The sequence below is a fragment of the Lamprobacter sp. genome (assembly GCF_034860625.1).
GTDB lineage: Bacteria > Pseudomonadota > Gammaproteobacteria > Chromatiales > Chromatiaceae > Lamprobacter.
Window position 1 is genome coordinate 1 of the sequence record NZ_JAYESN010000066.1, and the last position, 25,293, is coordinate 25,293.

Below are 25,293 nucleotides of genomic sequence, written 5' to 3' on the forward strand. Positions count from 1 at the left end.
GGTCTTGTAACGACAGGGGCAACGCTAATGGGCGGTCGCGATCGATGGAGCGGAAGTTGGGCATCGGCGTTTTTCCTGAAGGAGCACGACAGTCTCCCAAGTCGGCACGCGGGCGGTGGTCGCAAAGTCCGACAGGCTGCTAGCGCTCGTCGTCATCGCCCGCGATGAAGCCGCCTCCATCGCCGCCTGCCTGCAGAGCGCGGCGGCGGTGGTCGAGACGATGATCGTGCTGGATACCGGCTCGCGCGATGCGACGGTGGCGATCGCTGAGGGCTGTGGGGCGCAGGTGCATCACTTTGCTTGGTGCGATGACGTTGCCGCCGCGCGCAATGCCGCCTTGGCCTCTCCAACGCGCGCTGGAACCTGATCCTGGATGCCGATGAGCGCCTGGTCAGCGGGCACGCTCAGCTGCGGGCGCTGTGCGCGGAGCCGGCGGAGGGAGTCGGCGCTGGCGCATCCGCAAAACGCGGAGCAGAGCATCCTGCCGATGGTAGAAGCGGCTTGGACGACCTGCCTCGAGATCAGCGAGCAGCCGGGGTTGGAGGAGCGCCGCGCTGGCACTGAGCAGCAGCGGACAGCCCTTGCCAGCGTCATGACCTTGACCTAGGCTGACATCTTAGCCGCTGTGATCGCAGAGGACACCATGGCACTTGCTCAAGAAGACATCGAGTTCATCAAGACCCACCTCGGCGAATGGCTGGCCGAGCAATCGCTGGGCAAGCCGCCTGCGGTCTACGAGATCGAACTGCGTGAGCGCATGGTGCGGGTGGAGGAGGCACTCAAACACCAACGCGAGCTGATGCGCGAAGGCTTCGAGCGGATGGATCAGCACTTCGAGCAGGTCGAAAAGCGCTTTGAGCGAGCCGACAAGCGCCACAACGAAATGCTCAAGCGCCATGATGCGCAGCAACACCCATCCATTTAACGCGCGACGGAAGACACAACCATGTCTGACTTAACCGCTTACGAGCAAGATTTTCATGGCTGGCTGTTGGAGAACGCCAACTTTATGCGCCATCAACAATGGGATCAGCTCGATATCGACCACCTTGCCGAAGAGTTAGAAGCCATGGCAAAGAGCGAGAAACGCGAGCTGGTGAATCGACTCAGTCTCCTGTTGATGCATTTATTGAAATGGCAATACCAAGTTCCAAAGCGCACCCGCAGCTGGCGTAATACCATCACGACGCAGCGGATCGATATAAAGGAGTTGCTCGCGGACAGCCCAAGCTTGAAGCCTTATTTGAGCGAGAAACTTGAAACGGCCTATCAAAAAGCTAAGCTCAAGGCTGAAAATGAGACAGGCATCGATCAAGATCAGTTTCCTTTCGCATGCCCCTATTCCGTCGACGAAGTGCTCAAGGCTGACTTTCTTCCAGACCATTCAAGAACACCCGGCAACAGCCGATAACACAACTTGGCATGAAGCGTTCAAGGACAGCAGCCAAGACTTAGGCTGAACAGCATCCGCCGCCGTAAACAGTCACTTGCCTGCTAAACATCACATCTCCCAGGGACTGAACACCAAGACGCTCTTTACGATGAGTTCCAACAAAACTATCTACGTCACCCAACCCCACCTGCCCCCGCTCGAGGAGTTTATCCCCTACCTGGAGCAGATCTGGGACAACAAGATCCTCACCAACAGCGGCCCCTTCCACCAGCAATTCGAGCAAGCACTGGCCGAGTATCTGGGTGTCGAGCATCTGGCGCTGTTCGCCAACGGCACCTTGGCGCTGCTCACCGCGCTGCAAGCGCTGCGCATCACCGGCGAGGTCATCACCACCCCTTCTCCTTCGTCGCCACCGCGCATACCCTGCTCTGGAACGAGATTCAGCCGGTGTTCGTCGATATCGACCCGGTCACGTTCAACCTCGATCCCAACCGCATCGAGGCCGCCATCACCCCGCGCACCACCGCCATCCTGCCGGTGCATGTGTACGGGAATCCCTGCGACGTCGAGGCCATCCAGACCCTCGCCGACAACGACAACCTCAGGGTCATCTACGATGCCGCGCATACTTTCGGCGTACAGGATCAAGGCGGCAGCATCCTGCGTCATGGCGACCTCTCGGTGCTCAGCTTCCATGCCACCAAGCTCTTCAACACCTGCGAGGGCGGCGCCATCATCTGCCCGGACGCCAAGAGCAAGCTGCACATCGACCGCGCCCTCGCCCGCCGTGCCGAGATCGCCGCCCACTACCGCGAGGCCATCGACAACATCCCCGGCTTAGCCTGCGTGCCCAATGCCGGTCAACGCATCGCCAACCATGCCTACTTCCCGATCTTGGTGTTTTCTACGATCCTTATGCGATCACCATCGAGGATGTCGATCACGACGAGGAACGGTTCGTAACCATCGGACAGGACCACCGTGGACGGGTATTGATTGTGGCGTACCATGACCGAGGTGTGCACGAACTGCGGTTAATCTCTGCGCGCACCGCACAACGGCAAGAACGACTGCACGACGAACGGCAAGCCAACCATGCGCGAACACGATGATTTCTCACAAGGTCAGCAGGGGGCTGTTGTCAACAGCGACGGCAAAACACAGATCACGCTCCAGCTAGACGATGACATCCTGGCTGCCCTGCGTGAGCGAGCGGCTACCGAGGGCCGGGGCTACCAGACGTTGCTCAACGAGCTTCTGCGCGCCAGCCTGTTATCGGACTGCACGCCGCTGACAGAGGCCAAACTGCGCCAGGTACTCCGCGAAATGCTCCAAGCGGCCTGAACCAGCCATGGAAACCAAACTGATACCCGATCTCAACACACTCCTGCTCCGCACCTTCAAGCTCAGCGACCGGGGTGCCACCGTATGAAAGCCGTCATCCTCGCCGGCGGGCTTGGTACCCGCATCTCGGAGGAAACCCACCTCAAGCCGAAGCCGATGATCGGCATCGGTGGCCGGCCGCTACTGTGGCATATCATGAAGCTCTACTCCGCTCATGGGGTGGATGACTTCATCATCTGCTGCGGCTACAAGGGCTACATCGTCAAGGAATACTTCGCCAACTACTTCTTGCACATGTCGGACGTGACCTTCTGCATGGCCACCAACCAGATGGAAGTCCACGAGCGCCATGCCGAGCCCTGGCGGGTGACCCTCATCGACACCGGCGAAGACACTCAGACCGGCGGGCGGCTGTTGCGCGTGCGCGAGTATATCGAAGACGAACCCGCCTTCTGCTTCACCTATGGCGACGGCCTGAGTGATGTCGACATCAGCGCACTACTCGCCTTTCATCACCGCCACGGCAAGCTCGCCACCGTCACCGCCGTCAGCCCGCCCGGGCGCTATGGCGCCCTGCAATGCAGCGGCCAAACGGTCACCGGGTTCATGGAAAAACCGCGTGGCGATGGCGGCTTGATCAACGGCGGCTTCTTCGTCCTCTCCCCAGCCTGTCTTGAGTTGATCGAAAACGATCGTACCGCCTGGGAAACGACCCCGCTGACCCGACTCGCCGCCCAAGGTCAGCTCATGAGCTTCATCCATCGCGGATTCTGGCAGCCCATGGACACCCTGCGCGACAAGGTCCATCTCGAAACCCTTTGGGACAGCGGCCAAGCCCCCTGGAAGTGCTGGAGCTGAGCCCGCCCATCATGCCCACCTCCAACCCAGACCCCGCCTTCTGGCCCGACAAGCGCATCCTGCTCACCGGCCACACCGGCTTCAAAGGCAGTTGGCTCGCGTACTGGCTCGACCGGCTCGGCGCCCAGGTCACCGGCATCGCCCTGCCCCCGGCCACCGCCCCCAATCTCTTCGATCTACTCCAGCTCGGCACGCGCACCGCCAGCCAGCTGCTGGATCTGCGCGAAGCCCCGGCGCTCGCCCAGGCTGTGCAACAGGCCGCCCCAGAGATCGTCTTCCACCTCGCCGCCCAGCCACTGGTGCGCGCCAGCTATCGCGATCCGCTCGGCACCATCGCCACCAATGTGCTCGGCACCGCGCATCTGCTCGACGCCCTGCGCGCCTGCCCCAGCGCGCGCGTGGTGGTGGTCATCACCACCGACAAAGTCTACCGCAACACCGAGCAGCCCTACCCCTATCGCGAAACCGACCCCCTCGGCGGTCACGACCCCTACAGCGCCAGCAAGGCCGCCGCCGAGATCATCCTCGCCAGCTACCGCGACGCCTTTCTGCACGCGCAAGGCATCGCCGTCGCCTCCGCCCGCGCCGGCAATGTCATCGGCGGCGGCGACTGGTCGCAAGACCGCCTCATCCCCGACGCGGTGCGCGCCTGGAGCCAGCAGCAGCCGCTGCACATCCGCCGCCCCGGAGACATTCGCCCCTGGCAGCATGTACTCGAACCCCTGGCGGCCTATCTCAAGCTCGCCGAACAGCTCTGGCACACAACCAGCCTGGCTGACGCCTACAACTTCGGCCCCCTGCCACAGGAGGCCGCGACTGTGCGCCAGGTCATCGAGCGCGCCCGCGCCGCCTATGGCCGTGGCGAGGTCCACTGGGGCGACGGCACCGAAGGCCCGCACGAGGCCGGCTGCCTAACGCTTGAAATCGCCCAGGCCCGCGCCCGGCTCGGCATCGCCCCGCGCTGGACGCTCGCGCAAAGCATCGACCGCACCCTCAGCTGGTATCATCGTCTCAGCACCGGCGCCGAGGCCGCCCAACTCTGCGATGAAGACATCGCCGCCTTCCTCGCCGACGCGCCGTGATCCGCTGCGGCATCGCTTTGCAACCACCTGAATCGCCATGCACACCGTCAAAGCCATCTACCAAAACAACCAGATTCAGCTACTAGCCCCGCTGCAAGCCGCCGATCAGACGGAGCTGTTGATCGTCGTGCTTGACCAAGAAGGTCATCTTGGGCCGCCGGCCGGACAGCTTCACGCCATGCCCACCCCTTCGGAAGAAGAATTTCGCGCAATCGGCATGGCCAGCTTTTTTTCCGACCAGGACGATCAGGACGTGGACTGGGAAGAGGTCTTCGATGTTAAAGCTCGGTGATCTCGTCCTGTTGGACTTCCCCTACACCAACCGCAGGGGCAGCAAAGTCCGACCGGGCGTCGTCCTGGCCATGGCCGAGGAAAGATCATCGGGCGACCTGCAAGTTGCCTACGTCACCTCCGAGGTCGACAACTATAGCTTCGATACCAACGCCGTTCCCATCTCCAGCAGCGACCTTGCCGAAGGGCACCTCAAATGCGACAGCGTCGCCCGCGTCGATAAAGTCATTACCATCCACCACCGCCAATGTCGCAAAGTTGCGCGGCTCAACGCCGCGAAATGCGACGAATTGCTGCGCAAGGCCACGGCCCATCGTGTCAGCCAATTCGCTCACCACGCCTTTGCCCCGACGCACTTTCAACCCGGCCAAACCCCCATCCCCGCCGCCGGCAAAGTCATCGACGGCGCCGAGCTGCACAACATGGTCGAAGCCGCCCTCGACGGCTGGCTCACCACCGGGCGCTTCAACGACGCCTTCGAGCAGCGCCTGGCGGAATTTCTCGGCGTCAAGCACCTCATCACTGTCAACTCCGGCTCCTCGGCCAACCTGATCGCCCTCAGCGCCCTCACCAGCCCCAAGCTCGGGGAGCGCGCCATCCGCCCGGGCGATGAAGTCATCACCGTCGCCGCCGGCTTCCCGACCACCGTCAACCCCATCCTGCAAGTCGGCGCCGTTCCGGTGTTTCTCGATGTCGAGCTGGGCACCTACAACATCGACGTCACCCACCTGGAAGAAGCCATCGGCCCGCGCACCAAGGCCATCATGCTCGCCCACACCCTGGGCAACCCCTTCAACCTTGATGCCGTCACCGCCGCCTGCCGAGCCCACGGCCTCTGGCTGGTGGAGGACTGCTGCGACGCCCTCGGCTCCACCTATAGGGGCCAGCTGGTTGGCACCTTCGGCGACATCGCCACCCTGAGCTTCTACCCCGCCCATCACATCACCATGGGCGAAGGCGGCGCCGTCTTCACCAACAACGCCCAGCTCAAGATCATCGCCGAATCCTTCCGCGACTGGGGTCGCGACTGCTTCTGCGCCCCCGGCAAGGACAATACCTGCAAAAAGCGCTTCGACTGGCAGCTTGGCAGCCTGCCCGCCGGCTACGACCACAAATACACTTACTCGCACGCCGGCTACAATCTCAAGATCACCGACATGCAGGCCGCCTGCGGCCTGGCGCAGCTCGACAAGTTGCCGGACTTCATTGCCCGGCGTAAAGCCAATTTTATCTCTCTTAAAGAGCAATTGCGGAACTGTGAGGAGCATTTGATACTGCCTGAGTTAACGCTAAACAGTGATCCGTCCTGGTTTGGTTTTCCTGTAACGCTGAGGCCAGAAAGAGGGATAGCGCGCGTTGAACTCTTAAGACATCTTGATCAGTGCAAGATAGGCACGCGACTTTTGTTTGGCGGTAACCTTACTTGCCAGCCTTACTTTGAAGGGCACGCCTATCGTATGGTGGGTGATCTTGTAAATACAGGTCGGATAATGAGGGATACCTTTTGGATCGGGCTTTTCCCTGGGCTGAGCAATGGGATGCTTGAACACACCGCCGCTTGCATCGCTATTTATTTATCGGCTGCTGATCCGTAAAAACTGTAGGCTCATGAGCCAAAAAAATATAAGTTCAGTGGCTTGCAGTCGGACGAATTTCGTCACCTTAAAAGGGCTGCCAAAAACGCTCTTAACATCTGCCAAAAATACTGCTCAAAAATGAATTACCGCGAACGAGAAATGCTCGACCTTCTTAAGAAAGGACGAGAGAAGTTTGGCTACATCGGGGTAAAAGCCGAATTCGAGGCTGAGGGGACCCGCATGGAAGAGTTACTCCGGCTGCTAGACATAGCACGTCGAGCTGACGTCAAAATCGGCTTAAAAATCGGCGGCTGCGAAGCAATCCGCGATCTCCTGGAGGCCAAACAACTCGGCGTTGATTATATTATCGCACCAATGATTGAAACGCCTTATGCACTCACCAAGTTCATTGATGCCATCAATAAGGTATACAATGGGGATGAGCGCGCGGATACTAGATTCCTGTTCAACCTTGAAACTCAGTATTCATTTTCTCAACTCGAACATCTGATGGCAAAGGCATCTCAACCGCGCGGGGTCGATGGCGTCGTCTTTGGTCGGGTTGACTATACACTTTCTCATGGATTCTCGCGGGAAGTGATCAACTCGCCTGTAATCACCAAAGACTGCATGATTGTCGCACAAGCGTGCCAGGAACATGATCTCGAATATGTTGTTGGCGGTGGTGTTTCGATCGAGTCTTTACCAATAATGCAGCAACTGCAAGCGATCCATCTGGACCGATTCGAGACCCGCAAGATCATCTTCAATGCGGATATAGTCAAAGAAACGTGCATTCAGGAAGGATTATTGAATGCTGTTCGTTTTGAACTACTCTGGCTGCTCAACAAACGCGATTACTACAAGCACATTGAGATCGAGGACGACCGGCGCATAGAAATGCTGGAGTCTCGCTGGAAAGTTCTGAACGCGAGAGATCTATGAACCTGACCGGTGCCATCAACGGCCTGTTGTTCGATCTCGACGGGACTCTCGTCGACAGTGCGAGGGAGACCGCGCAGATTCTTAATTCGATGCGCGCTGATCGCAACCTTGTGGCGCTACCTGAGCAGGCTTACCGCCGGTTCGTCAGCCATGGCGCTGCCGCTCTGGTGGGTCATGCTTGTAGCGCGCACCAACTGGCGCCGCTGATTCAGGAATTCCGCGAGCGCTATCGAGAGATACGGACGCCAGCCGATTCCCTTTATGATGGCGTGGTCGAAACTCTAGTGTCACTAAAGCACAATGGTATCGCCTGCGGTATATGTACAAACAAACCGGATTTCTTATGTCAGCGGGTTTTAGAGGATACCGGTATTGCCCACTTGTTCGACACCGTAGTAGCTGCTAATCCTAAGCTGCGTGCAAAGCCTGATCGCCAACCCGTTGAATACGCTCTAGCGCAAATGGGCATCACTGCGGAAAATGCCGCGCTAATTGGTGACAGTTGCGTCGATCAACAGACAGCTTTAGCCAGCGGCATTCCGTTCATTTTTTTTGCAGCAGGCTATGATGATGGCGTCGATGTTAGCCGTACCGACGCCACGATCACACGACTTGAACAGCTCATTCCGATTGTGCTGAGTTGACACACAACCAAGCAAGCAAGCAAGCAAGCATCATGAGTGAAAAAAAGATCTCCGCAATTGTTCAGCCCCGTATTTACTCGGCCCCCAAGGTACCCCTTGAGGATCGGTTGCCGCTCGACACGCCTTTTTCAGCACATATTGATATTTGTAGTGTCTGCAATTTCAAGTGTAGCTTCTGCTTCCAGGCCGACAGCAAGGCGATGAAGGAAGCACAGCTGAAGCGCGGACTGATGCCTTTTGCATTGTTTAAAAAGATTGTCGATGACTTGCGTGAATTTCCCCAACGGCTCAAAAAAGTCAAAATCGGAAACCACGGCGAACCCACACTGCACGCTGACTTGCCCGCCATGATCGCCTATGTTAAGCAAAGTGGCGTGGCGGACATCGTGGAACTTTTCACCAACGGCTCAAAGCTGGAGCCGGGCCTCAACTCGGCGCTCGCCGAGGCAGGCATCGACCGGATCAACATTTCCCTTGAGGGACTGTCCAGCGAACGCTATCGGCAAGTGGCTGGAGCTAAGGTAGACATGGACGCAATGATAGCCAATATCGCACATCTCTATCGTGTGCGCGGCCATTGCCGAATCTACATCAAGATAGCGGATCAGACTAGTCCACTCGATTCGGAGGACAAACGTATCTTCGTTCTCAGCGACGAGGAGCGGCAGTCCTTCTTCGATACCTTCGGCGACAAGTGCGACGAGATTTATGTCGAGAAAGTTGTGCCCCAGTGGGCCGAAACCCAGCTTGACAAACAGAACACGCTTGCTGAAACCGGCATGTACGACCAGAAGATCAAAGGCTATAAGGAAATCTGCCCCTTTGTCTTCATGTACCTTCACTTCAACTGGGACGGCATCACCAGCCCCTGCACTCTTGACTGGCCGAAAAAAGTCAATATCGGCGACGTTCGATGCACAAGTGCTGTGGAGATTTGGAATGGCGAGCCGCTGCGACAATTGCGCATAGCCATGGCGCGAGGGGAGCGTGACAGGATCAATTTCTGTAATCACTGCTCGGCACCTATGGTTTGCGTTGACGAGGATCTCGACCCCCATAAGGAACAGGTACTGCGGGTGCTTGGCGCAACCGAGGGCGAGCGCAGCGGATCTAACTGCTGGATCCAGGAGCCGAGCAGACGATCCGACGAGAGCGGATCCATTACATAATAGAAACCTTAGACATGAGCAAGATCAAACTGTTGGTACTCGGCGGAAACGGCTTTATAGGACGCAACATCCTTGCCCACTTTACCCCCCTAGACGACTACGACGTTCTGGCACCCCGCCGGCACGAACTTAACTTGTTGGATGCTGGAGATGTCAGCGCTTACATGGCCATTCACCGCCCCGATGTCGTCGTGCATAGCGCAGTCAACATCCAGGCGCTAGATGAAAATCTGCGGATGTACTTCAACATTGACCGCTGCTCTGGCGATTATGGCAAGCTGATCACCATTGGCTCAGGTGCCGAGTACGACATGCGGCATTATCACCCCATGATGAAGGAGTCCTTTTTCCGCACACATATTCCTGCAGATACCTATGGCCTGTCGAAGTTTGCTGCCGCTAGCGACATTGAGCGCTCCGGCAAGCGCGCGGTAAATTTGCGTGGTTTCGGCATCTACGGTCGCCATGAGGACTATAGGCGACGCTTCATCTCCAACAACATCTGCCGAGTGCTATGCGGATTCGATATTTCCCTGTCCCAGAACATGCGTTTTGACTTCCTATATGTGAATGACCTGATGCGCATACTGGAAAGTTTCATCGCTCGTGAGCCTCTTCATCGAAGCTACAACATCTGCACAAGTCAGCCCCACGAACTGCTAAAACTCGCGGAGATGGTGCGCTCTGTGCATGGGAACCCCCATATCGGCTTGAGCGTGCGCGAATCGGGGGAGAAACCCGAATACTCTGGCGACAATACGCGATTTCTGGACGAATTTGGCCCCTTTACATTTACCGATATGTTGGAATCCATTCGCGAACTCTATGCTTGGTACAGCGACAACGTAGAGATCTCCGACTACTGCCGCCAGCTGCGCGAGGCGGCGAGATCCGCCTAGCCGGGTACAACTCCAGCACCACTCCAGCACCGGCACAACCGAGGCTATTGCGTTGATAGCAAACGAGATGCTGAAAGCGATCACCGTCCTTGAAAAAGCCGTCAGCGATCCTGGTCGCGGGCTTCCAGAACCTATTTTCTACTACATCAGCCGCACCACGCCGATGATCAATGTTGACCTATTGGTCACTGATCCACAGCGTGGAATCCTGCTCGCTTGGCGCGACGACAAGCACGCCGGCATCGGCTGGCATCTTCCCGGAGGTATCATCCGATACCGTGAAACCATCAACCAGCGCATTCACGCGGTGGCGTTGCAGGAAATTGGCTCACCTGTGAGTTGCGCGCCAGGCCCCATTGCTGTCAATCAGATTTTTGCTGATCCGCCGAAGCGAGACCGTGCTCACTTTATCTCATTGCTCTACCGCTGCGAAATTTCGTCCAACTACAGAATCGACAATGGCGGCCGAGCGCCAACGGTGCCGGGTTACCTTGCCTGGCACAACCGCTGTCCCGACGATCTGCTCACCTTACAAGAAATCTACCGGCCCCATATCGATCAAGCGATCTCAGGCCAATAAAGGAATCCAGGACGATGAGCCAGAATGACTGCCGCCTCTGCCACGGGATGATCGATACCCCCCCTCTGCTTACAATGGCGCCGTTCCCAAAGGCGGCACAGCACTACCCTGAACCAAACGAGTTCGCCAGCGATCAAGGCATTAATCTGGAAATCCACGGTTGCCTCAATTGCGGACTGCTCCAGCTATCCAGCCACCCCGTTCCCTATTACCGCGAAGTCATCACCGCCGCATCCTACTCAGCCGACGCGCGGGCAGCCCGACTGCGCGAATTCGGTGCCTTGGTCGAGCGCTTCTGCCTATACGGCAAGCCCGCCATCGAAATTGGCAGCGGCAAGGGTAGCGTGGTTGAAATCATGGTTGAAGCTGGCCTCGACGCGGTTGGGCTCGAGTACTCAGCCGACTCCGTGGCCTTCGCCGCTGAGCAGGGCCGCCCGCTTGTCCAGGGTTACCTGACCGAGCTTGATGCAAGCTTTAACGGGCGGTTCGACGCCTTCGTTTCCCTCAACTACATTGAGCACCAGCCCGACACCCGCGCTTTCATCCAAGCGCTTCGCCGCATCACCCGTGAGGGTGCGGTTGGCTACATCACCGCGCCGAATGTCAGCTATCTTCTGAAGACTAACACCCTCTATGAATTCGTAGCCGACCATCTAGTCTATTTCACAGAGGAAACCTTCCGTCGGGCATTCGAGTGCAACGGCTTCGAAGTTCTCGAATCGCAACTGATCAACGACGAGAACGACATTGCCCTGATCCTGCGCAAACGAGTCTTGCAACCGATAACGGGTGCCGACGAGGTGAATAGGCTGGCCCTTTCGCTAAGCGCATTCGTAGCTGAACGCCGCGCCGCCGGTGGCAAGGTCGCTGTCTGGGGGGCTGGCCACCGCACCCTAGCGCTGCTTGCCATGGCCCAACTCGGCGACATTGAGTTTATCGTGGATTCTGCAGACTTCAAGCAGGGCAAGTTTAGCCCAGTGATGCACAGTCGAATCGTCGCGCCAACCACCCTAGCAGAATCCAACATCGACACAGTGATCGTTATGGTTCCTGGCCTGTATCCCGGCGAGGTAATCAAAACCATCCGAGGCCTTGGGCGGCCCTTTGATATCTACAAACTACACGACAACCGACTGGTTCAAGTGAAAGCGTGAGTACAGGTACAATGACCATGAAGCTTTCAGATTACGTTGCACAAAAGGTCGTCGAACTGGGGATACACCAAGTCTTCATGATCACGGGTGGTGGTGCTATGCACTTGAATCAGTCGCTAGGCAATCACCCGTCGCTGCACTGCCTGTTCAATCATCATGAGCAAGCCTCAGCAATGGCTGCCGAGTCGTACTATCGGCTAACCAATCGCCCCGCCGTGGTGAACGTCACCTCAGGTCCTGGAGGCACCAATACCATCACTGGCGTCTACGGTGCCTGGACTGACTCGCTTGCCGTGCTGGTGATCTCAGGACAGGTGAAGTATCCGACAACGGTGCGTAGCAGCGGTCTGCCCCTGCGTCAGTTAGGCGACCAGGAAATTGACATCCAGCGTTTGGTTGAGCCAATCACCAAATACTGCGTCATGGTCACCGATCCGCAAAGCATCCGTTACCACCTGGAGAAAGCCTACCACCTCGCCGTCAGCGGACGTCCGGGGCCAGTGTGGATCGACATTCCCATCGACATCCAAGCCGCCCGCGTTGAACTGGATCGCCTTATCGGTTTCGATCCGGAAGAACTGACGCCGACGACTGCATCCACCGCCTTGGAAGTGGTTGCCGACGACATTCTGGCGCGAGTGATGACAGCGAAGCGCCCTCTCCTACTCGCCGGCAGTGGTATCCGACTCAGTGGCGCCCACAATGAATTTCTGCAACTGGTCGAGCGTCTGGGTATCCCGGTCGTAACGGCTTGGAATGCCCACGACACCCTTTGGACTGATCACCCCTATTACATCGGTCGCCCTGGCACTGTAGGCGATCGCGCCGGTAACTTTGCTGTCCAGAGCGCGGATCTCCTCCTCGTCCTTGGTAGCCGTCTCAATATTCGCCAGATCAGTTACAACTGGGAGTCCTTTGCCCGCAAGGCCTACAAGATATGGGTCGATATCGATCCACTAGAATTACAGAAACCGACCGTGCAGCCTGACATGCCCGTGGTTGCAGACCTCAAGATGCTGCTGCCCCTGCTAGCCGATAGGCATTCAGGCTCCCCAGCCGACAGCCACCGATCTTGGCTCGCATGGTGCCAAGCGCGCAAAGCCCGTTACCCAGTAGTCAGTCCTGAACAATGCAATGGCGAGCGAATCAACCCCTATTGCTTCATGAACACACTCTTTCACGCGCTGCCCGAGGATGAAATCGTTGTTGCCGCCAACGGCTCGGCCTGCGTTGTTGGCTTTCAAGCAGCCTACCTCAAGCCAGGCCAGCGTCTATGGAGCAACTCCGGCTGTGCAGCTATGGGCTATGATCTCCCAGCCGCTATCGGCGCTTGCCTAGGCAATCACGGCAAAAGGGTGATTTGCCTGGCAGGCGATGGCAGCATTATGATGAATCTGCAAGAACTCACGACCATCGTCGGTGCAAACCTGCCGATCAAAATCTTCTTGCTGAATAATGGCGGCTACGTCTCGATTCGGCAAACCCATACTCACTTTTTCGGCGGCCGCGAGATCGGCACAGGGCCTGAGTCCGGTGTAAGCTTACCCAACTTTGAACGCCTTTGTGCTGGTTTTAATCTGCCCTATCAGCGAGTTAACAACTACGGCGACATGGTTGCAGCGATCAAAGCTACCCTGCAACAGCAAGGTCCCACACTCTGTGAGATCGTGCTTGACCACACGCACGTGTTCGAACCTAAGTTAGCTTCTCGTCAGTTAGCCAACGGCACTATGCTTTCGCCATCACTTGAAGACATGGCGCCTCATCTAAGTAATGAAGAACTGATGTCTAATCGGATCGAATAAGCGCATTGGCCATCGGGGCAGGCCATCTGCTATCAGCCCATAATCACACATCTATAGCTCTATGCTTTCAACCGTTTTTATAAAACCTTCTCTAAGGGAAAACTTTAAATCCCAACCAAGTGATTTTATCTTGGTGATATCTACTGTCGTCCTTGGGTAATTGATTCTCATATAGTTTTTTTCAGGCTTTTTTTTCATAACAACTTTTAATTTTCGCTCAGCAAATACATCATCAACTAAATAGTATGCTAAATCCTTGATGCTTATTTCATGATCCGTCGCGACGCTATAAGCTTCCCCAATTTTTCCTTTTAAAAAAACCGTAAAAAAACCAAAAACAGCGTCGGCAATGTAACAGTAATTCCTTATTGCAGAGCCATCACTGTACAATTCGATATCTTTTCGGTTAACAATACAAGACACAAAATCTTCAAATGAGCGACCATTATGCAAATTCAGACCTGGTCCATAGGTAATTGCTGGTCGTACTACTTTAATAGGAACCCCATGCTGATGCCACCAGGCAACCGCTAGGTTTTCGCCCATTTTTTTGCTTTCCAGATAGCACGATGATAGCTTCATCGGGTCAAGTGATCCATAACAGTTCTCTTTTATTGGGTAGTCCGATTCTTTAACAAAACCATGAACCCCAGTCGTACTAAAGTAAAAAAACAAATCAATCAGATTTCTTTTCCCAAGCTCAAGTAAATTATTTGTGCCAATCACATTCGGTAATATCGTACCAACCGGGTCCACTTCAAACACCTTTGGCGTGGCATGACTGGCTGCGTGAATAATAAAATCAATTTTTTTATCAATATGAATCGGCTGACAAATATCTTGCCGAATTAAAGTTAAGCATGACAAGCTATGTGCATGCGCAAATCGACGCTTGGCTTTTTCAAAATCCCGAACTAAACCGATAATCGCAATATCGAGATTATATATTTCGTTAAGGTAGATAAAAGTTTCAACCATATAAGATGGAAGAAATCCTGACGCCCCTGATATCAAAACTGTCTTGCCTTGAAAAGTTTCCCAAGGTAAAGATTGCTTAACGATATAATCTAAATCCGATGCAATTATTTTATTTCTAGTAGCCATTTTTATTACACAACTTATCGCATAATGTGCTGCAGAGCTTTTTTGCTTAACGTCGATCAATCAACTCACTAATTCACATATGTCGATGACATTGGTGACGCAAGGATGATTTTCAGTGATTTGATGGCTAATTTGTGAAACATAAAACGGGACAGCAATCACAACAGTAGATATCTGTAGCTCGTTGATAACTGAAGGTCCATATACGCGTTTCCCATATAAGTCCATATTTTGTTTGCTTAACGAGATATCAATCGGATAGACATTCGACTCGTGAAAAACCCCATTAACTTTGAATAGCTCCATGGCTGACAACGTCATCCCCCATACTGCCACTTTAGCGCCACCTTTCAGCAATGCAGACATGTTATCCTCAATGCTCCGGCGAATAGCAGGTAACAACGGGATATGAAATTTCTGAGTACAATGATCACAAGCTAAGTAGTTTATCGAAAATAGTTTTACATCATTCCAGTGATTAGTGTGTGAGCATATTGGACAAACCCCCTTCATTGCCATAATTCCATTTTCTTTATTAAGACTAACCAATTCAACACTATCTAGGTCAATAGACGAATCGATTGCGTCAGCGACACCGCGAGCAAGCATTGCAAATTCATGATCGCTCATGCTTGAAACATTGACTTGCGGACAACCAGCTTCTAAGTATTTTATTTTATCCTTGATAATTCCTTGATCGCAAGCATAATGATAAACAGCCGTACCAGGATACGTTTTAATAAATGTCAAATGAATCAAATACTGTGGGTGATCACGCCACCATTGCAGAGTTCGATTAGCCGTGGCAAACGTTTCTCCGACATCTCCGAAAATAAAGGCTCCAAAAAAAGGAATTTGGTGCTCATGAACCATTTTCAGCACTTCTTCCATCTTTTTTACGGAAAACTTCTTGTTCATACTTTTTAACACTGAGTCATCCGCACTCTCTAAACCGAATGCCATCAGTGTGAGTCCACTTTTTTTCATTAATGGAAGCAATTCTTCTTTAACACAAGAAATAGAAAAATCAGCATCCCATGTCACATCATAACTCATCATTCGCTCACAAAATTCTTTCAAGTCCTGCTGTTTTGGCAAAAACAGTTCATCTGCGAATGTGACATGATCGATCTGGTATTTTTCAATCAAATAATCCAATTGTGAAAAGAAGTTATCAAACGAGCGACGCACATACTTTTGGTAAGCGGAACGAAAACAAAAGGTACACTTATAGGGACATGAACGCCCCATTAACATGTGGACGATACGACTCGCATTTAGTCCAGAGGATGATGGTGAAGGCAGTTCAAGATAAAGATCAAGATCAAACCCTTCGTAATCAGCCCAAGGTATTGAATCCTGGTCTTTCTCTGTTTCTCGCGATGAAAAAACCCTAAATGATCCATCAACGGGTAACACCATGCCTGCAATATCATTTAACGGCTCGCCATTCCTAATGGCTTTAGCAAATTCGCGTATAGTAATCTCGCCATCATCTTTAATGCCATAGTCAGCATATTCCAAAGCCGTCATCGCCACGATAGGATCAGCGGATATGATACCGCCCCCTACAACTGTAATAATATTTGGATCGATACTCTTAGTTTCTTTAATTATATTTTTTACGATATGATATTGAGGTGATAATCCACCAGTCGCCACAATATTGATATGATGCTTCGCTATTAAATCCTTCAACACGTCACTTTCTTTTCCTTCATGATGGTTTAAGTTAATCGTAACAACTGAATAGCCGGATGCTTTAAGGCTAGCAGACACATAGGGTAAACCAATTGAAAAGACATACCCTTCGCCAACATAATTCACAATTCTAGGCATTACTAAAAGAAAAACAGGCTCCACCGCTCTGTTATGAATTATTTTTTGCACTCCATTAGCAGTTTCATTTGCACAGTCGCAGTTCATATCGTTCAGAATATTCATAGCTTTATGTTGATAATGTTATATATGATACAGAATAACAGCTATGCGAAATCTAATCCATGACCAAAAAATGCTTCGCTGCGTATTTTACCAGATTTAAAAATGCACTCCAGATTTTCAAAATCATCAATAGACCAATTTCCCGCATCAACATCTTTCAAACCAAAAACCCAAGCCCATCTATTCCAAAAATCTTCTCTAATATTTTTCAAGTATTGGACATAGTGTTTCTTGGATAAGGTAAAATCGTTTGTCTTCTCGTAACAACATGCTAGTGCATAATGAGCAAATGCGTGATCTTCTCGTATACTTAATACATTTAGAAATCCACGCTTCGCCAGTTCATATTCTTTTAGCCGCATATCTGTGTTATTTGCGAAATTTAAATCTAAATTCAAGAAGTATTTGTATTCTTGCAAAAATTCAGCATTAAATTCCTCAGTACTCAAGACTGAATATTTATAGTCTGAACCAAATTGATTTTCTGCTATATAACCTTTTCTCACTGATATCTCATGCATCTCGCTACCAACTAACGGACTAGCAGAGACAATGTTAAACCAATTAGTTTGAATCCGTTTTAAATTTTGTCGACCAACCTCAAGATCCAAAATAGTTTCGCCTGGCATTCCAAGAAGAATGTTTGTATTAGTATAAATTCCCAAATCTCGACAATCCCGAGCAACACGTTCTGATATCTCCATTTTTAGTGGCTTCTTCATACATTCTCTTAAAACTCTTTCGCTCCCACTTTCGACAGGTAAAACAAGGTGACGAACACCGACACTTCTGAACGCTTCTAGCATTGGGCGGTCAAGCGAGTAAAGTGTAAGCCCATTTTGATAAATTGATTCTAGACCATATTTTTTTACAATCTCTAATATCTTGTAAACGCGATCTTTGCTAGCCATCAAATGATCGTCTTGGAAGATGATCGTATCCGCATCATAATTCGAAACCAACCTTGCAAAATCATTCTCAATTCTATTCAAAGAATGATAGCGCATTGATCTCCCATGAATACGATGTGATGCACAAAATGTACAATGGAATGGACACCCTCTGGATGTCATCACATGAAACCCACGTTTCTTTTCAGAACTGTAAGTAGATGCAAGAATATTGCAATCGTGTTTATTCAAATCGCATAAATCATAATCATAAAATGGTATTTCATCAAGATCAGTGATAAAGTCATGCTGTGGTAAGAAATCTTTTTTATTTTTAACCTTGCTGCGCGTGATCCATGCTGGATTATTCTCAATATACTCATAGGGATTTTCTGCATTTAGCAGACCTAACATAGGCTTCTCCCCTTCCCCGAAGCATAAAGCATCATAGTCAACGCAATCCAGATTATCATAAATATACTTATAACTATTGCTCGGAATATGCCCTCCCCCAACAATAACAGCATTCGGCCAAATTATCCTTGCAAGCTTTCCACAATCCATAAAATTCTCAAAGGAAGGGCTGAAAAGAGAAGAAACACCAACAATGTACGGCTTATAATTTCGATTTTTTTCTAAATAATGATTGCAAATTTCAAAAAAACTATTAAAAGGCATTTTTTCCAACGCGTTAACTTCCGCATTAAAATCAATCAACTTAACATCAATTTCAATATATTTTTTTAAATAAGAAGAGATTGACAATGGGCCCAATGGTAGGTCTGTCCGTGGTGGGTTTATGAATTTGCCATCTTTTGTTTTTATTGCCGAATCAACATACCCTGGAAGTGAAAAATTGTCCCAACTGATATGCATAGGAACTAGAAAAATAATACGCTTCTTTATTTTGCTCATTGATCTTCTCACCTTTAATTCGAGTTATCCAAGAGTTGAATGATGTCAGCATGCTTTACATCGTGGAAAAAAAAGAAATTTGTAGGCGACGTTTTATCAGAAATTGCAGCAAACTCAGTCCAAACACCATCATCGACAGCAAAGCAGCGGTACCTAAAGCTTACGAAGAGTCTGATAATGTCGTTCGGGTGGTAGCCAAACTTCGCCGACCACTTGCGCAGCATCTCGGTGAATACAAAAGGCTTATCTCGTTCTAGTATATTTTGTGAACCACAAAATACAAGCAACTCGGCACCTTCTACATCGCACTTAATCATATCCACTTGGATACCATGCTCCTCACAAAAAGAATCTACTGTCCGCGTGGGGCATAGGATTCGTTGACAATCATCCCGATCCTGAATATTCATCATTGATGAACTGCCAGTTTCCTTGGCGTTCCAGAAAAACTCGACACTGCCGTTGCTATCAGAAAGCGCAAAATTGTTTAGTATTGCCTTTGTGCAAAGGTTCATATCAATATGACGCCGTAAGTATTCATAAGTTCGCGGGATCGGCTCGAATGAATACACACTGTCGACATTATGCAGGCGGCAGAAGTTCAGCGTATACCAACCAATATTCGCACCAATGTCGAAAATGGTCTTCGAATGCTTAGCACACTCGAAAATAAGCTCTCGCTCTACTGGGTCAAATGATTTAAAGTTCATCAACTCAATCGGGATAAAACGAGAATCGAACTGATCGATCATCATGCTGATTCCGAAATCATGCGTTTTTAGCACAATGCCATTCCTTGTTATAGTGATCGAGTCTACATCAGCATCTTGAATATAATCAAAATATTCAAATAGTAGCCTATGCTTTTCGTGCATCATCTCGATATAACGATGCTTTTCCAGTTTCCCATCCCGGTACTCTTGATATAATTCATTTAGGGTCATAAATCAGTCTGCCTTTTAGCTCTCTTGCACGCCCAATTCGCAATAAATGCACTTATTTTGCTTAATGATTACTGTCTACTCAAATAGTCTTTTCGGATTTTCTTAGCGTAATCAAGATATTTATCCTCTATAAGCGCATCAGCATCCAGTGTATCGACTCGATCTGCATAAAACGCATACAGATTCTCAATGCTTTCGCTCAGACTCATGAAATGAATGCCTGGCCATTCACTCAGCAGACGGCTATTGTCTCCTGAATAACTAGCGCCTAGTCCTTCATTTAGTACTTTAATCTCACTTTGCCTCCCCCCGATCTTGTTAATCATATGGGCGATTGATAGCAAATCCACAGATTCCGTTGGAGTTATGTTGTATGCGCGATGACTTGGTATCTCAGCAATAAAGCATTTAAGAATTTTGTAGAAATCATCAATATAGATGTAATCATAAGAAGCATTTTGATTGATTATGATCGGCATACCGAGAAGATTTTTTGTGATAGCATTCGAAATAAACTTATATCGATAGTCTTCGTGCTTTCCAAAAATTCCAAACAGACGCAATGTCACCATATCGTCGATTTTTCGGTCTTCAATATATTTCGAGATGACATATTTAGCGACACTATGCCCATCCACCGGCATGTGCTGGCCAAAAAATGTCTCCGACATTTTTTTGTGCCAGAATGGTCTTGAATACTCTGAGCCACTACCAATGTTAATTAGCCTGGTCTCAGAATTTTTAGCCTTTGCCAAATGATAAAACATTTTTAAATTTAATTCGCAGACATCACCTGGATAATCGGAACCATTTCGCAAGGTAGTCGCCGAATGAATGATCAGGTCAATTTTGTTTTCAAAAAAAAAGTCATCAACCTCAGCTTGTTTAGTGAGATCGAGTTCTTGGGCGGTTGGATACAAAATGTGGTAGCCATCTTCCTGAAACCTTTCTACAAGATTACGCCCGATAAAACCATCACCGCCTGATAAAAAAATATTCATGGCCTCTCCAATCAGATGCTATTTGAAGTTGAATCTCAGCAAAGCTGTGTCAGAAAAAATAGAGCTTCATGATGTGCTAAAGCGATGGATGGCCGCCTACCTCAATCATGGGCTTTGGCTTGAGGTGAGTTTCCTCCGAAATCCTTGTTCTTAAAACATCTGCCAAAATAAACGCAATCATGTAATTATCTCCTACGTTTGGTTCGATTTATAGTGCGCACTGGCTGCATCCCGCCACCAGTCGAAATAGATGTCACAAACTCAAAGAAACATCTGATCTGCGAGTAAATCAATTGCTCTGTAACAGTCAATTTAGCAAGTCGCTTTGGAGACAACCTAAAATAACGCTTCTGCTCCTCGTCTAATTGTTTAGCAAACCGTTTTATATGAATCTGAGTCACGCGAGTGATTAGGTCATCCTTTATCTCAGGACTGATTAGTTCCTCAATAATCACCTGATGGCAACAGGCTAGCATTGAATAGTAAGGAAATAGATGCCAGCCAACAAATGCCCTAAGACTTTCAAAGGAATTAAAATTCAAGTAAGACTCCATTAACGTTCGACCTTTATAAATTTCCCCGCCGCTTACGTTTCTTTGGAAAAGATTTTTAGGCACAAGTCTGATATAGCCTTTCAAGGCCGCAGCCGCAACAAAAACATGGTCTCCACCTCGATAAAAAGGCGAATGCAGCTTTTTAATTACCTCTGTCTTGTAAACTCCCCAAAGAGGGGCAGAATTAAAATAACGAGCCCATACCGTCAAGAATGCTTGCGATATCTCCATTCCACCTGTATCGAAGAAATCGCAAGCGTCAAAACGTTTTGCTAAAGCATTATTTACATAGAGATCAGGAATAGCATAAGTCAGCGCTGCACCTGGGGATTGTTTGTGTAACGCAACGCATTCAGCTAAATAATCCGGATACCAAATGTCATTTGCACTGACATAAGCTGTTAAGCGAGACTCACCCAAATGCAGTGCGTACCTTGTACTCCGTACCGAGCCGATGTTTAGTGGATTACGATAGAGGGTAATATTTTCGTAAAGCGGATGGCGTTTAATAACATCAATCGTCTTGTCTGAGGAGCAGTTATCGATGATATATATTTTGTACGACTTAAAAGTCTGCTTTTTTATTGAATCAAGCGTCAACGAAATATGCTTTTCTTCGTTAAAGCATGGAATTATAATATCAACCAGAACGTCATTCCTTAATGCTCCCCGGCTTAGCAACTCCGACTCCCCACTAATTGGATAGGGGGCTATATTGCAGTCTTGTCTGTAGCTATCACTCCGATCAATTTGATGTGCGCGTGAAATTTTCTCCTGAATGACAGGCGCCGGCATTTCATTTTGTTCCCTGTATCGCAACCATATCTCAGCATTCAGAGAATTACGCGCTAGCTGCCCATCCGGATGTATGCGTATCTTCTTACCTAAACGAAGCACTGTCAGCGCTAGCATGCGTTCGCTCACAATACTCGCGCAGGGTAGCTGACGGCGCTGTGAAAGGCGCGATAAGTGTTGCGCTGGCTTATTATAACGGCTAGCAGCGTTTAGCTGGGCGGCTGTGTCCAGGGCGACAGCTGTGAGCCAAGTCTGTAGGTTGTCGGTCACCGGACATGAGTCGAAGCACTGAGTCGCTGGCAAGAAGGGCCATTGAACCTCATGGTCCACGCCAATATCGCCCCTTTGCAGCAACTGCAGCAGACTCTCGGTTAGCTGCCGCGCAGTGCCGCACTCGCCAAGGGCGAGGTGAACACGAATCCGAAGGAGTTGGTAAGCAATCTTCGTGCCTGTTTGGGTATCACGTTCACTGCTTTCGTCTTTAGCGACTGGGAATGCGCTAAGGCGATCACGACTCTCGATCAGGTGCCGATAACGTTCGTCGAGCGGACGTTCTGGATCGAAGGCCGCAAGGGCCGCTTCGAGCGCAGCTTGATAGGCGTTAGGAAGTTCGGCGGCATGCTCGCGCCAGGTGGGTAGAAGCGCAGAGGCGAAAGGGTAACGCACAAATGCATGGATCCAAGTTAGCTCTGCTGTAAACATTTGTAGCATGGGGGATTGTGCATCACAGGCGAGCGTGATCAACCGCCCCTGCTCGCGCAGCCAAGCGGCGCGGGACGCTCGACAAGCAAACAGGGTCGCGGGTTGTTCGGCGTCGGTCTCCTCGGCCACGGCCACCAGGGCATTGAGGGCCGGAATCAGCCGGTAGAGGTCGAGGCCAGCGGCGCGCAGTGCAGGGATCGCTGGGCTGGTGCTGGGAAGCATGATCAGCGGCTCGGGACCGGTTTCAGCCTCGGCGGGTGGCAGCCAGCGCGGATCGAGCGGGGTCTCGGCGCCGAGGCGAATCAGATCGAAGGCGCCATCGCCCGCGGCCTGCTCGGGTGCCGGTTGGGCCGGCGTGTGCGGTGTCGTTGGCGTCTGGATCACCGCTTGCAGGCCATTGTCCGCCACTGAGCGCGCAAACAGGGGATCGGGGTTGAGGGCGATCAGCTGCCCTGCTCCGTTCAGGCCCTGGGCCATGGCGAGCGCGTCGAGCCCCAGGCCGGTGTCGGCATCCAACAGGCGCAGACCGGGTTGGATGAGCTGGCGCAGGAAGGCGTGCTCGGGCTCGGGCCAGTCTTCGACCTCCAGCAGCGTCAGGGTGACCGGGTTGTCGAGGTCAGCCGGGACGTTGACCTTGAGGCCGTTGCTGAGGTTGAGGGTCCAGTGGGGTTGCAGCGGTTGAGCAGACATCGATTAGTGGCTTCCAGGCTCGGGCCAGTAGTCTTCGTCGAGCACTTGCTCAACGGTGAAAGGCGGCGTCTCCGGAAAGGTGGTGATCGGCAAGCCGGTTTCATCCGCGGCTTCCTTGCGCGCGCGCGGATAGGTGGCTGTTCCTCAGCCCCGAGCACGACCCCCAGACGCTTCCTTGCGCGCGCGCGGATAGGTGTCCACAAGGGCGATCGGCAGGGTGGATTTCAGGCTTGGACTGTCTCTGAGCAACAGTTTGATGTCGTTGCGCTGGGTGATAATGGTCACTGACCAGCTCCGCGAGCGCTTGTCCGGCTGATGTTCGAGCTTGAGCAGATGCATCATGAGCACGATCAGTCGGTTGCGCAATTGCCTGCGCTCGCTACGACTCATCCCCTCAAGCTCCTCAATCAGTTGCTCTCGATCTAGGCATTCGAGCTGACCCCTACGCAGGTGGCTGACCTGGGTCTGAAGCCAGTACAGGTAGTCGGTGTCGTCGTGGTGGACGGTCTGCATGATGAGGCGCTGTGGTTTTGAGAGGGCTTGCGAGGGTGTTCTGTTCCCATCAGGCGGACAGGATCAACCGCCCTTGTTCGCGCAGCCAAGCGGCGCGGGACGCTCGACAAGCAAACAGCGTAGCAGGTTTTTCGACGTCTGCCTCTTCGGCAATGGCCACCAGGGCGTTGAGGGCCGGGATCAGCCGGTAGAGGTCGAGGCCAGCGGCCCGCAGGGCGGGGATCGCTGGGTTGGTGCTGGAGAGCATGATCAGCGGATCGGGACCGGTTTCAGCCTCGGCGGATGGCAGCCAGCGCGGATCGAGCGGGGTCTCGGCGCCGAGGCGGATCAGATCGAAGGCGTCGTCGCCCGCGGCCTGCTCGGGTGCGGGCTGGACCGGCGTGTGCGGTGCCGTTGGCGTCTGGATCACCGCTTGCAGGCCATTGTCCGCCACCGAGCGCGCGAACAGGGGATCGGGGTTGAGGGCGATCAGCTGCCCTGCTCCGTTCAGGCCCCGCGCCATGGCGAGCGCGTTGAGCCCCAGGCCGGTGTCGGCATCCAACAGGCGCAGGCCGGGTTGGATGAGCTGGCGCAGGAAGGCGTGCTCGGGCTCGGGCCAATCTTCGACCTCCAGCAGCGTCAGGGTGACCGGGTTGTCGAGATCAGCCGGGACGTTGACCTTGAGGCCGTTCTTGAGGTTGAGGGTCCAGTGGGGTTGCACGGATTGCTCAGGCGTTGGGTTGGCGTGTGGGATGCGCGGCGAGCCAGGTCTCAAGGTCGGCGATGGCGCTGAAGTCGAGCAGCGCTTCGCCGAGGTCTTCGAGTTGATCGACGGGCAGCGCTTGGACGCGCGCTTGTTGCGTCTTGCTCAGCGTGCCGAGGCGGCGGCGCAGTTGGCGCAGGATGAGTTCCGCTTCCCCTTCTTGCTTCCAGATCGGCTTGTTCTTCGCCACGATCTCCCGATAGGCACGGGTCTGTTCGAGCGGGGTCAGTTCACCAAGCATGACGAGGATCTCCTCTAAGGTCTGGTCCTGAAAGCGCGCCATGAGCCAGGATTGGAAGACATCGAGGCACTGGCTGCGGGCGGCGTCGGACAGCGGGGCTTGTTGGATCTGACCATAGGCGATGGGGGCTTGTTCGCGCAAGCTCGCGCGGTCTTCGATCAGATACGGCAAAAAGGTGGCGAGCAGTGGATGCTCGGGCTGGGTCTGGCTGAGCTGCTTGAGCACCTCGATGAGGTAGACGCGGCGGATGGGGAGTTCGGGATCGCGGGCGATGGCGCTGTGCCAGGGTTCGGTCTTCGGGTCGTGCTCGGGGCTGAGGAACAGCAGCATTCCACAGACGGGTTGCGCGGGGCGGCGTTCGCCGAGTAGGCCCATGTCGATCAGCAGGCGATGGTAGATGCTGTCGTCTTTCTGGGCTTGCACTTCGATCGCCCAGATCGCTTGCTTGGGGTCGGCGGGGAGGACGACGCCGTCGATGCGCCGCTCCAGGGCTTTGACGTCGATGGCCTCAAACTCG

General features: G+C 52.3%; 26 protein-coding genes and 3 pseudogenes. 18 read left to right on the forward strand and 11 right to left on the reverse strand.

Annotated features, from left to right (window positions below; translation table 11 throughout):
- Positions 1 to 115: 115 nt before the first annotated feature.
- From VBE63_RS16235 to VBE63_RS16250, 4 genes are read left to right on the forward strand one after another with little or no spacing between them, the layout of a single operon-like run.
- Complete coding sequence (locus VBE63_RS16235; protein ID WP_323684075.1) at positions 116 to 367, forward strand: glycosyltransferase; 252 nt, start codon at positions 116 to 118, stop codon at positions 365 to 367.
- Between the two features lie 12 nt (positions 368 to 379).
- Entirely contained in the window at positions 380 to 607 is a 228-nt protein-coding gene (locus tag VBE63_RS16240) for a hypothetical protein (protein ID WP_323684076.1), read from the forward strand.
- 36 nt (positions 608 to 643) lie between these two features.
- The gene (locus VBE63_RS16245) at positions 644 to 925 is read left to right on the forward strand and encodes a hypothetical protein (RefSeq protein WP_323684077.1); all 282 of its coding nucleotides are present in this window, start codon (positions 644 to 646) and stop codon (positions 923 to 925) included.
- 21 nt (positions 926 to 946) lie between these two features.
- Complete coding sequence (locus tag VBE63_RS16250) at positions 947 to 1,411, forward strand: DUF29 domain-containing protein (RefSeq protein WP_323684078.1); 465 nt, start codon at positions 947 to 949, stop codon at positions 1,409 to 1,411.
- A 40-nt stretch (positions 1,412 to 1,451) separates the two neighbouring features.
- Here the strand turns inward: VBE63_RS16250 and VBE63_RS16255 are convergent, their stop codons facing one another.
- Positions 1,452 to 1,754, reverse strand: a complete 303-nt coding sequence (locus VBE63_RS16255; protein WP_323684100.1) for a hypothetical protein — start codon at positions 1,752 to 1,754, stop codon at positions 1,452 to 1,454.
- Here VBE63_RS16255 and VBE63_RS16260 point away from each other — a divergent pair.
- The 14 genes and pseudogenes from VBE63_RS16260 (at position 1,635) to VBE63_RS16320 (ending at position 13,741) form a co-directional block, all read left to right on the forward strand.
- Positions 1,635 to 2,356: pseudogene (locus tag VBE63_RS16260) on the forward strand (aminotransferase class I/II-fold pyridoxal phosphate-dependent enzyme). The gene VBE63_RS16255 and the pseudogene VBE63_RS16260 sit on opposite strands and share 120 nt — an antisense overlap.
- A complete protein-coding gene (locus VBE63_RS31440; RefSeq protein ID WP_416274574.1) occupies positions 2,320 to 2,505 on the forward strand; it encodes a BrnT family toxin in 186 nt (61 codons plus the stop codon). The pseudogene VBE63_RS16260 and the gene VBE63_RS31440 overlap by 37 nt, the downstream one beginning before the upstream one ends.
- Positions 2,489 to 2,737, forward strand: coding sequence for a BrnA antitoxin family protein (locus VBE63_RS16265; RefSeq protein WP_323684079.1), 249 nt, complete (start codon positions 2,489 to 2,491; stop codon positions 2,735 to 2,737). Before VBE63_RS31440 ends, VBE63_RS16265 begins: the two co-directional genes overlap by 17 nt.
- 84 nt (positions 2,738 to 2,821) lie before the next feature.
- Positions 2,822 to 3,595 (forward strand): glucose-1-phosphate cytidylyltransferase, encoded by a 774-nt coding sequence (gene rfbF / locus VBE63_RS16270; RefSeq protein WP_323684080.1) that lies wholly within the window; start codon positions 2,822 to 2,824, stop codon positions 3,593 to 3,595.
- An 11-nt stretch (positions 3,596 to 3,606) separates the two neighbouring features.
- On the forward strand, positions 3,607 to 4,677 hold the full coding sequence (gene rfbG / locus VBE63_RS16275) for a CDP-glucose 4,6-dehydratase (RefSeq protein WP_323684081.1): 1,071 nt from the start codon (positions 3,607 to 3,609) through the stop codon (positions 4,675 to 4,677).
- A gap of 37 nt (positions 4,678 to 4,714) precedes the next feature.
- Positions 4,715 to 4,969 carry a hypothetical protein gene (locus VBE63_RS16280; RefSeq protein ID WP_323684082.1) on the forward strand — a complete coding sequence of 85 codons (255 nt, stop codon included), beginning with the start codon at positions 4,715 to 4,717 and terminating at the stop codon, positions 4,967 to 4,969.
- Positions 4,953 to 6,563, forward strand: a complete 1,611-nt coding sequence (rfbH, locus tag VBE63_RS16285; protein WP_323684083.1) for a lipopolysaccharide biosynthesis protein RfbH — start codon at positions 4,953 to 4,955, stop codon at positions 6,561 to 6,563. Before VBE63_RS16280 ends, rfbH begins: the two co-directional genes overlap by 17 nt.
- A gap of 120 nt (positions 6,564 to 6,683) precedes the next feature.
- Positions 6,684 to 7,490: an aldolase/citrate lyase family protein gene (locus VBE63_RS16290; protein WP_323684084.1), complete on the forward strand. Its 807-nt coding sequence runs from the start codon at positions 6,684 to 6,686 to the stop codon at positions 7,488 to 7,490.
- On the forward strand, positions 7,487 to 8,134 hold the full coding sequence (locus VBE63_RS16295) for an HAD family hydrolase (protein ID WP_323684085.1): 648 nt from the start codon (positions 7,487 to 7,489) through the stop codon (positions 8,132 to 8,134). The genes VBE63_RS16290 and VBE63_RS16295 overlap by 4 nt, the downstream gene beginning before the upstream one ends.
- 32 nt (positions 8,135 to 8,166) lie before the next feature.
- On the forward strand, positions 8,167 to 9,303 hold the full coding sequence (locus VBE63_RS16300) for a radical SAM/SPASM domain-containing protein (RefSeq protein WP_323684086.1): 1,137 nt from the start codon (positions 8,167 to 8,169) through the stop codon (positions 9,301 to 9,303).
- A gap of 14 nt (positions 9,304 to 9,317) precedes the next feature.
- The gene (locus tag VBE63_RS16305) at positions 9,318 to 10,202 is read left to right on the forward strand and encodes an NAD(P)-dependent oxidoreductase (RefSeq protein ID WP_323684087.1); all 885 of its coding nucleotides are present in this window, start codon (positions 9,318 to 9,320) and stop codon (positions 10,200 to 10,202) included.
- 67 nt (positions 10,203 to 10,269) lie between these two features.
- Positions 10,270 to 10,782 (forward strand): NUDIX domain-containing protein, encoded by a 513-nt coding sequence (locus tag VBE63_RS16310; RefSeq protein ID WP_323684088.1) that lies wholly within the window; start codon positions 10,270 to 10,272, stop codon positions 10,780 to 10,782.
- A gap of 14 nt (positions 10,783 to 10,796) precedes the next feature.
- A complete protein-coding gene (locus VBE63_RS16315; protein WP_323684089.1) occupies positions 10,797 to 11,936 on the forward strand; it encodes a methyltransferase domain-containing protein in 1,140 nt (379 codons plus the stop codon).
- Between the two features lie 11 nt (positions 11,937 to 11,947).
- A complete protein-coding gene (locus tag VBE63_RS16320) occupies positions 11,948 to 13,741 on the forward strand; it encodes a thiamine pyrophosphate-binding protein (RefSeq protein ID WP_323684090.1) in 1,794 nt (597 codons plus the stop codon).
- A gap of 51 nt (positions 13,742 to 13,792) precedes the next feature.
- Here VBE63_RS16320 and VBE63_RS16325 read toward each other — a convergent pair whose 3' ends face one another.
- From VBE63_RS16325 to VBE63_RS16370, 10 genes and pseudogenes are all read right to left on the reverse strand, one after another.
- On the reverse strand, positions 13,793 to 14,905 hold the full coding sequence (locus VBE63_RS16325) for an NAD-dependent epimerase/dehydratase family protein (protein ID WP_323684091.1): 1,113 nt from the start codon (positions 14,903 to 14,905) through the stop codon (positions 13,793 to 13,795).
- Positions 14,906 to 16,789 carry a B12-binding domain-containing radical SAM protein gene (locus VBE63_RS16330; protein WP_323684092.1) on the reverse strand — a complete coding sequence of 628 codons (1,884 nt, stop codon included), beginning with the start codon at positions 16,787 to 16,789 and terminating at the stop codon, positions 14,906 to 14,908. It abuts the gene before it with no gap.
- 41 nt (positions 16,790 to 16,830) lie between these two features.
- Positions 16,831 to 18,594, reverse strand: a complete 1,764-nt coding sequence (locus VBE63_RS16335; protein ID WP_323684093.1) for a B12-binding domain-containing radical SAM protein — start codon at positions 18,592 to 18,594, stop codon at positions 16,831 to 16,833.
- A 14-nt stretch (positions 18,595 to 18,608) separates the two neighbouring features.
- A complete protein-coding gene (locus VBE63_RS16340; protein WP_323684094.1) occupies positions 18,609 to 19,538 on the reverse strand; it encodes an FkbM family methyltransferase in 930 nt (309 codons plus the stop codon).
- A gap of 68 nt (positions 19,539 to 19,606) precedes the next feature.
- Entirely contained in the window at positions 19,607 to 20,539 is a 933-nt protein-coding gene (locus tag VBE63_RS16345; protein WP_323684095.1) for an NAD(P)-dependent oxidoreductase, read from the reverse strand.
- Positions 20,540 to 20,618: 79 nt separating this feature from the next.
- A pseudogene (locus VBE63_RS31445) lies at positions 20,619 to 20,720 on the reverse strand (glucose-1-phosphate cytidylyltransferase); the annotation flags it as partial.
- A 4-nt stretch (positions 20,721 to 20,724) separates the two neighbouring features.
- Complete coding sequence (locus tag VBE63_RS16350; protein ID WP_323684096.1) at positions 20,725 to 23,280, reverse strand: glycosyltransferase family A protein; 2,556 nt, start codon at positions 23,278 to 23,280, stop codon at positions 20,725 to 20,727.
- Positions 23,281 to 23,283: 3 nt separating this feature from the next.
- Positions 23,284 to 23,793, reverse strand: a pseudogene (locus VBE63_RS16360) (DUF29 domain-containing protein).
- Positions 23,794 to 23,842: 49 nt separating this feature from the next.
- The gene (locus tag VBE63_RS16365; RefSeq protein ID WP_323684098.1) at positions 23,843 to 24,493 is read right to left on the reverse strand and encodes a hypothetical protein; all 651 of its coding nucleotides are present in this window, start codon (positions 24,491 to 24,493) and stop codon (positions 23,843 to 23,845) included.
- 7 nt (positions 24,494 to 24,500) lie between these two features.
- A partial coding sequence (locus VBE63_RS16370; protein ID WP_323684099.1) for a DUF2887 domain-containing protein occupies positions 24,501 to 25,293 on the reverse strand: 793 nt, incomplete at its 5' end.